Here is a 7061-nt window from a genome sequence, read left to right as displayed (position 1 = left end):
CGCGGGCGTCGCGCCCCCGCTGAGCGGGGGCGCGACGCCCGCGGCCTGTTATTTGCGTGCACTGGGCACAATGGCGGGTATGGCCTCCACGACCGCGCTTCCGCCCACCGTCGGCTTCGACCTCGACATGACGCTCATCGACTCCCGGCCCGGCATCCGCGCCTGCTACCGGGCACTCTCCGAGCGGACCGGGACCCCCATCGACGCCGATCTCGCCGTCACCCGGCTGGGGCCGCCCCTCGCGGACGAGCTGATCAACTGGTTCCCGGCGGAGCGGATCGACGAAGTGGCCGACCTGTACCGGGCGATGTACCCGACGTACGCCATCGCCGCCACGCCCGCGCTGCCCGGCGCCCGCGAGGCGATGGCCGCCGTACGCGAGGCGGGCGGGCGGGCCGTCGTCGTCACCGCGAAGCACGAGGCGAACGCCAAGCTGCACCTGGCCCACCTCGGCATCGAACCGGACGCCGTGATCGGCGGCCTGTGGGCCGAGCAGAAGGCGCTGGCGCTGCGCGAGCACGGCGCGAGCGTGTACGTCGGCGACCACGTGGGCGACGTGCGCGGCGCGCGGGCCGCCGACGCGCTGGCCGTCGCCGTCGCCACCGGCCCCTGCGACCCCGCGGAACTGCGGGAGGCGGGCGCGGACGTGGTCCTCACCGACCTGACGGAATTCCCCGGCTGGCTCTCGGACCACGTGAACGGCCGGGACGACGGGGGCCGGCCGGGTTACTCCCCGGCGGCACGCGCCTGACGGCGTCCCGCCGCGGCCGAGCGCAGCACGCCCGCGCCGGCCATCAGGAATCCGACGCCCATGAGCATGCTCAGCACGAACATGTACGTCGGAAAGGCCTCGATTCCGAGGAACAGCGGGGCCACCGTGACCAGAGTGGCCACGGCGCCGATGATGAACACGATGCCGCCGGCACGGACCAGACCGTCTCCGGGAGCCGGGGAATTCGCTTGGGTTTTGTCAGCCACCCGACCAGGGTAGTTCCTGGCCCGAGGGAACAACCCGGAGACAGTCTTGTCACCTGCCCGAAGACCATTAGCCTTGGTAGCGGCGGGTCACCGGGACCCGCCCGAGTGCTATCAAGAGCCGTTTTCAGAAGCAGTTTCCGACGAGTACGAGGACGAGGACAGACGTGCCTACCGGCAAAGTCAAGTGGTTCAACAGCGAGAAGGGCTTCGGCTTCCTCTCCCGTGACGACGGCGGCGACGTCTTCGTCCATTCCTCGGTCCTCCCCGCCGGACTCGAGACGCTGAAACCGGGCCAGCGCGTCGAGTTCGGCGTGGTCGCGGGGCAGCGCGGTGATCAGGCCCTGTCCCTGACCGTCATCGATCCGACCCCGTCGGTCGCCGCGGCCCAGCGCAAGAAGCCCGACGAGCTGGCCTCCATCGTCCAGGACCTGACGACCCTGCTGGAGAACATCACGCCGATGCTGGAGAGGGGCCGCTACCCGGAGCGCACCTCCGGGAAGCAGATCGCCGGACTCCTGCGCGCCGTCGCCGACCAGCTGGACGTGTGAGGGGACCCCGCTACGGGAACCGCAGCGCGTCCGGGCCGAGGGGCGGTACCAGTCCCTCGGCCGCCGCGCGCGTCAGCAGGCCCCGCACCGCCGCGTAGCCGTCCTCGCCGAGGTCGGCGGTGAACTCGTTGACGTACAGCCCGATGTGCTGGTCGGCGACGGCCGGGTCCATCTCCTGGGCGTGCTCCATGACGTACGGACGCGTCGCCTCGGGGTCGTCCCAGGCGGTCCGTACGGAGGCGCGGACCGAGTCGGCGAGCAGGGTCAGGGTCTTCGGGCCGAGGGACCGCTTGGCGATGATCGCGCCGAGCGGGATCGGCAGTCCGGTGGTCCGCTCCCAGTGCTCGCCCATGTCGGCGAGCTTGTGCAGCCCGTAGTTCCGGTACGTGAAGCGCGCCTCGTGGATCACGAGTCCCGCGTCGACCTTCCCGTCCCGCACAGCCGGCATGATCTCGTGGAACGGCATGACGACGATCTCGCCGATCCCGCCGGGCAGGGTGTCCGCCGCCCAGAGGCGGAAGAGCAGGTACGCCGTCGACTTCTCGCTCGGCACCGCGACCGTACGGCCGCTCACATCCGTTCCCTCGTCCCGCGTCAGCACCAGCGGGCCGCAGCCGCGGCCGAGCGCGCCTCCGCAGGGCAGCAGGGCGTACTCGTCGAGGACGTAGGGGAGGGCCGCGTACGACACCTTCAGCACGTCGAACTCGCCGCGCTCGGCCATGCCGTTGGTGATGTCGATGTCGGCGAAGGTGACGTCGAGGGCGGGCGCGCCGGGGACGCGGCCGTGCGCGAGGGCGTCGAAGACGAAGGTGTCGTTCGGGCAGGGGGAGTACGCGATGCCCAGCGGCCGGTCACCGGTCGCGGACTGCTGCACGCCGGACTCGCCGGGCCGGCCGGGCTCGTCGGGCTTACGGGATTCACTGGTCATGCCGGTTCCAACTCTCCAGGACGGGCGCGAGCTTCCCGAAGCCCTCGGTGAGGGCCGTCAGGGCGTCGCCGATGCGCCAGGCGGCGCGGTCGCGCGGGCCGACGGGGTTCGACACCGCCCGGATCTCCAGCACGGGCACACCGTGCGCGGCGGCGGCCTCGGCAACCCCGAAGCCCTCCATGGCCTCGGCGAGCGCGCGGGGGTGCAGGTCGCCGAGGTGCGCGGCGCGGGCCGCGGAGCCGGTCACCGTCGACACGGTGAGGACGGCGCCGGTGAGCGCGCCGGTCGCGGCGGCCACGTCACGGATCAGGGCGGCGGGGGGCAGGTGGGTGACGGTGCCGAAGCCGAGGGCGGTCACCGGCAGGAAGCCGTCCGCCGTCTCGGCGCCCAGGTCGGCCGCGGTGATCTCGTCGGCGACGACGAGCGAGCCGACCGGCGCGTGGGGCGCGAAACCGCCGGCGATCCCGGCCGAGACGACGAGGTCGTAGGGGCGGCCGGTCAGAGCGGCGGCGGTGAGGGCGGTGGCCGTGGAGGCGGCGGCGAGGGCCGGGCCGACCCCGGCGGCGAGCACGTCGGGGCCGTCGGCGATCTCGAGCACGGTCACTCCCGGCAGGGCGACCTCGTGCGAGGCCCCCGGGAACGCCCCGGCCACCGCGTCCCGCTCGGCGGGGACCGCGGTGGCCACGAGGATGCCGCCCCGGGCCCTCAGCCCCGTACGGGCGGGGGCCCCGGGTGCGGCGGACGTATCGGGGCCGCCGGGGCTTTCGGGGCTGCGCGGGCCGGCCGGGTCGATCAGGCGTCCTTCTTCAGACGGAAGGACCACAGGCCCGTGGCGTTGCTCTCGCCCTCCTTGACCGACACCAGGGTCGAGTCGCCCTGGGCGCCGTACTGGGCGTTGAAGAACACGCTGCCGGGGATGGTGCGGTACGTCTTGGTGCTGGAGTCGGTCAGCGGCTGGCCGTTCATCAGGATGGTCCAGCCCTTGTCGGCGATCTCCGGGTCGACGCCGAAGCGCACGGTCTCGTCCGGGTCGACCGTGATCTCCTTGACGCTCTTGTCCTGCAGGCACTTGGTGACGTCGGAGGCCTTCAGCGCCTCGCCGTGGCCACCGCAGGTCGCCTCGGAGCTCACCGAGGAACTGCCGACGGTGAGGGTGGAGATCGCCGTCGGCTTGTCACAGGCCGAGAGGACGAGCAGTCCGGCGGATACGGCGCCGGCGGTGGCGACGACACGGCGGCGTCGCACGGCGCGGGCACTCGGAGCGGCTGCGCCGCGAGGCAACGTGGTCATAGGCGAAAGGCTATCGGGCGCGCCCGGTCCGCTCCCCACGCGGGGGTACGGCGTGGCCGGAGCGTTACGCCACTCGCGCGCGGACGCCGCGCCGACGCCGTGCGGAACCTCCGCCGTGCGGAACCTTCGCCGTACGGAACCTCCGTCGTGCGGCGGACGGGCTCACGCCACTCGCGCGCGCCCGGTGCCCCCTCCCCGCCGGGCCGAGCCGAGCAGGCCGCGCACGGTGGTCAGCCAGCCCGTGGCGACGATCGCGGCGCCCACCGCCAGGCCCAGCGACCCGATCAGCGGCATCGCGATGCCGATCGCCCCGCCGAGCACCCACGCCATCTGGAGCAGCGTCTCGGAGCGGGCGAACGCCGACGTACGGACCAGTTCGGGCACGTCCCGCTGGATCAGCGCGTCCAGGGACAGCTTGGCCAGCGCCTGCGCGAACCCGGCGACCGCGGCCAGGCAGGCGATCACGACCGCGCCGAACAGCGCCGCCGCGGTGATCGCCGCGGCGACCACACAGGCGACCACCGTCACGATGATGATCTCCGGCGCCCGGGATCTCAGCGACGCCCCGACGGCCGTCCCGAGCGCGTTGCCCGTGCCCGCCGCCACGCCCACCACGGCCAGGGACACGGCGGCGCTCTGCCCGCTCATCGGATGCTCGCGCAGCAGGAACGCGAGGAAGAAGATCAGGAACCCGGTCAGACAGCGGATGGACGCGTTGGCGGCCAGCGCGTGGGTGACGGCCGGACCGACCGTGCGCAGGCCGGGCCGCTTGACCGGCTGGAGGTGCGGACCGTGCAGATGCGTCTCGTCCGCCGCGAGCAGCGCCGTGTCCTCGCCCTTCGCGGAGTCCACCTTCGACGGCAGCGTGAACGACAGCACCGTCCCCGTCACGAACAGGACGAACGCCCCGTACAGCGGCCAGCGCGGGCCGATCTGGTGGAGTCCCGCGCCGATCGGGGCCGCGATGCCGGTGGCCAGCAACCCGCCGAGGGTGACCCGGGAGTTGGCCTTCACCAGGGAGAACGCGGGGGGCAGCAGCCGGGGCACGACGGCGCTTCTGACCACCCCGTACGCCTTCGAGGAGACCAGCACGCCGAGGGCGGCCGGATACAGCTGGATGCTGCCGGTGACGACCGCCCCGGACAGCACCAGGGCGAGGACCGCGCGGGCGAGCATCGCGCCCGCCATCGCGGCCCGGCGGCCGTGCGGGAGGCGGTCGAGGAGCGGGCCGACCACCGGGGCCAGGAGCGTGAACGGGGCCATCGTGATGGCGAGGTAGAGGGCGACCCGGCCACGGGCCTCGTCCGTGGGCACGGAGAAGAAGACGGTGGACGCGAGCGCGACGGTGATCATGACATCGCCGGCGCCGTTCACCCCGTGCAGTTCGATCAGTTTGCCGAGCCCGGACTCGCCGGCGCCGTGCGCATGGGTGGCGCGGCGGATTCCGCGCGCGGTCCCGGTCACCGGGGAGCGCAGGCCGCGCCCGAGGGCACGCAGCGGACGCCCCGTCCCGACGCGTCGGCCCTTTCCCTTCACCCTGACCCCGTTCGCCTCACCGGTCCCGGTGGCGCCCTGGGGTGTCCTCGCGGTAGCCACGACGTTCATAGTGCCCCGATATGGCGGTACGTAGTGCCGTAACCATGCTGACGGCTCCGACGCGTGCCGCTGTCCGGCGCAACACCGCACCGGCACAATGACTGCCGACCACGCTGCCGGGTACCCGCCACGCCGATGAGGTACGGGTGTGACGGCTGGTGCGAGGTGCCGTGGACCGGGCGGATTCCGGCGCGGGGCGGCCCGAGAACTACCGTCGGTGTAGGCCATACGCACGTGAGAAGGTAGCGTGCGTATCTCAGCCATCCCGCAGAATGGATGGAGGCGCGCCCGAGCACGAATAGGCGCGGACGTCGACGCGGTCCTGCGGTCCGCTCCGTCCGTCCCCGCGCTGGGAGTGGCGCACTCGTGAGACGGCGTAGGAGAGAAGCGATACCTGTGAGCGCAGCGACAACGCGAAGCCGCACCCCCGACCGCCTGTGCGCCGAGGCGGTCGACCTCGCCCGTGCCGCCGCCGAGGAGGCCGCCGCGCCCGGGGTCGTCGGAGAGCACGAAGGGCTCGTCTCCGAGGGCGACCGGGTCGTCACCCACTTCTTCGCGTGCCGCGAGCTCGGCTACCGGGGCTGGCGCTGGGCCGTCACCGTCGCCCGCGCCTCCCGCGCCAAGATCGTCACGGTGGACGAGGCGGTCCTGCTGCCCGGCCCCGACGCGCTGCTCGCACCGGAGTGGGTGCCGTGGAGCGAGCGGCTGCGCCCCGGTGACATGGGCCCCGGCGACCTGCTGCCCACCGACGCCGAGGACCTGCGCCTGGAACCCGGCTACTCCGGCGAGGACGAGCCGGCGCCGAACTCCACGGTCTCCGCGGAACTCGCCGAGCTGGTCGAGGCGGAGGACGCCGAGGTCGCCGGGGTCGCCCCGGCCGACCTGACGATCGCACCCGCCCGCGGCTCGATCGCTTCGGTCGCCGAGGAACTCGGCATGCGCCGGGCCCGCGTCCTGTCCCGCTACGGCCTGCACATCGCCGCCGACCGCTGGGAGGAGGGGTTCGGCGCCAAGACCCCGATGGCGCAGGCGGCCCCCGCGGCCTGTGTCAGCTGCGGCTTCCTCATGTCGATCGGCGGCTCCCTGGGCCAGGCCTTCGGCGTGTGCGCCAACGAGTTCTCCCCGGCCGACGGCCACGTGGTCTCCCTGTCCTACGGCTGCGGCGGCCACTCGGAGGCCGCGGTCATGCCCAAGCCGCCCCAGCCCCCGGCCCCGGTCATAGACGAAACCCGCGTCGACCCGTTCCCGCTCCGCCCGATCCCCGACTCCGGCTCGGTCCCGGCGACGGAGGACGCGGCGTCGGCGGAGCTGGGGCACTCGTAGGGGGTGCCCCTCTCCCGCGAACCGGTCGCGTTGTCAGTGACGCGGCGTACGGTGCGGGGTGATGGGCCGGACGGAGATCGACAGGGACTCGCGGTCATGGGGGGTGGGTCGGACAGGCCCCAGCAGCCGGCTCGGGCCTGGAGATGTCATGCCGTGTCTTCACCCTCCACTCCGCGTACGTCCGTGACGGGAATCCCGGTTCCCCTCTCCTTCAGGGACGCTTGGCCACCTGATTTCGGCACCGGGGTCCGCAGCGTCTTGGAGCGTGCCGTCTCAGAAGCCCAAGTAGGTGATCTGGATGACGTAGACGCGCTGGCTGCGTACGACGATCTGGTACGTGAACATTCCGCCGGGGACGACCATGCTTCCTCCTGGCGGGTCGTCCCCGGCGGAATGTT

General features: G+C 72.9%; 8 protein-coding genes. 3 read left to right on the top strand and 5 right to left on the bottom strand.

Annotated elements, in window-relative coordinates:
* The first annotated feature begins 79 nt into the window (after window positions 1-79).
* Window positions 80-751 (top strand): HAD family hydrolase, encoded by a 672-nt coding sequence (locus AOK11_RS18710; RefSeq protein WP_055594862.1) that lies wholly within the window; start codon window positions 80-82, stop codon window positions 749-751.
* Here AOK11_RS18710 and AOK11_RS18705 read toward each other — a convergent pair.
* The gene (locus AOK11_RS18705) at window positions 727-978 is read right to left on the bottom strand and encodes a hypothetical protein (protein ID WP_055574275.1); all 252 of its coding nucleotides are present in this window, start codon (window positions 976-978) and stop codon (window positions 727-729) included. The genes AOK11_RS18710 and AOK11_RS18705 overlap by 25 nt on opposite strands.
* 164 nt (window positions 979-1142) lie before the next feature.
* On the opposite strand from AOK11_RS18705, the gene AOK11_RS18700 reads away from it, so the two are divergent.
* Entirely contained in the window at window positions 1143-1526 is a 384-nt protein-coding gene (locus AOK11_RS18700; RefSeq protein WP_042169034.1) for a cold-shock protein, read from the top strand.
* Window positions 1527-1536: 10 nt separating this feature from the next.
* Here the strand turns inward: AOK11_RS18700 and AOK11_RS18695 are convergent, their stop codons facing one another.
* The 4 genes from AOK11_RS18695 to AOK11_RS18680 form a co-directional block, all read right to left on the bottom strand.
* Complete coding sequence (locus AOK11_RS18695) at window positions 1537-2364, bottom strand: 1,4-dihydroxy-6-naphtoate synthase (RefSeq protein ID WP_055594864.1); 828 nt, start codon at window positions 2362-2364, stop codon at window positions 1537-1539.
* 79 nt (window positions 2365-2443) lie between these two features.
* Entirely contained in the window at window positions 2444-3139 is a 696-nt protein-coding gene (locus tag AOK11_RS18690; protein WP_055594861.1) for a futalosine hydrolase, read from the bottom strand.
* Window positions 3140-3246: 107 nt separating this feature from the next.
* On the bottom strand, window positions 3247-3744 hold the full coding sequence (locus AOK11_RS18685; RefSeq protein ID WP_240497392.1) for a DUF2771 domain-containing protein: 498 nt from the start codon (window positions 3742-3744) through the stop codon (window positions 3247-3249).
* A 162-nt stretch (window positions 3745-3906) separates the two neighbouring features.
* Window positions 3907-5340, bottom strand: coding sequence for an MFS transporter (locus AOK11_RS18680; RefSeq protein WP_055594863.1), 1434 nt, complete (start codon window positions 5338-5340; stop codon window positions 3907-3909).
* A 396-nt stretch (window positions 5341-5736) separates the two neighbouring features.
* Here AOK11_RS18680 and AOK11_RS18675 point away from each other — a divergent pair, with 396 nt between their 5' ends.
* Window positions 5737-6663: a DUF3027 domain-containing protein gene (locus tag AOK11_RS18675; protein ID WP_055594859.1), complete on the top strand. Its 927-nt coding sequence runs from the start codon at window positions 5737-5739 to the stop codon at window positions 6661-6663.
* Window positions 6664-7061: the final 398 nt, after the last annotated feature.

This window comes from Streptomyces hirsutus (assembly GCF_001418415.1).
GTDB lineage: Bacteria > Actinomycetota > Actinomycetes > Streptomycetales > Streptomycetaceae > Streptomyces > Streptomyces hirsutus.
The sequence above is the reverse complement of the archived record's forward strand: the minus strand, read 5'-3'. Positions and strand labels throughout refer to the sequence as shown.

Coding starts and splice junctions, on each gene's coding strand:
- AOK11_RS18685 (WP_240497392.1), bottom strand. CDS start 3,744: ATGACCACGTTGCCTCGCGGCGCAGCCGCTCCGAGTGCCCGCGCCGTG.
- AOK11_RS18710 (WP_055594862.1), top strand. CDS start 80: ATGGCCTCCACGACCGCGCTTCCGCCCACCGTCGGCTTCGACCTCGAC.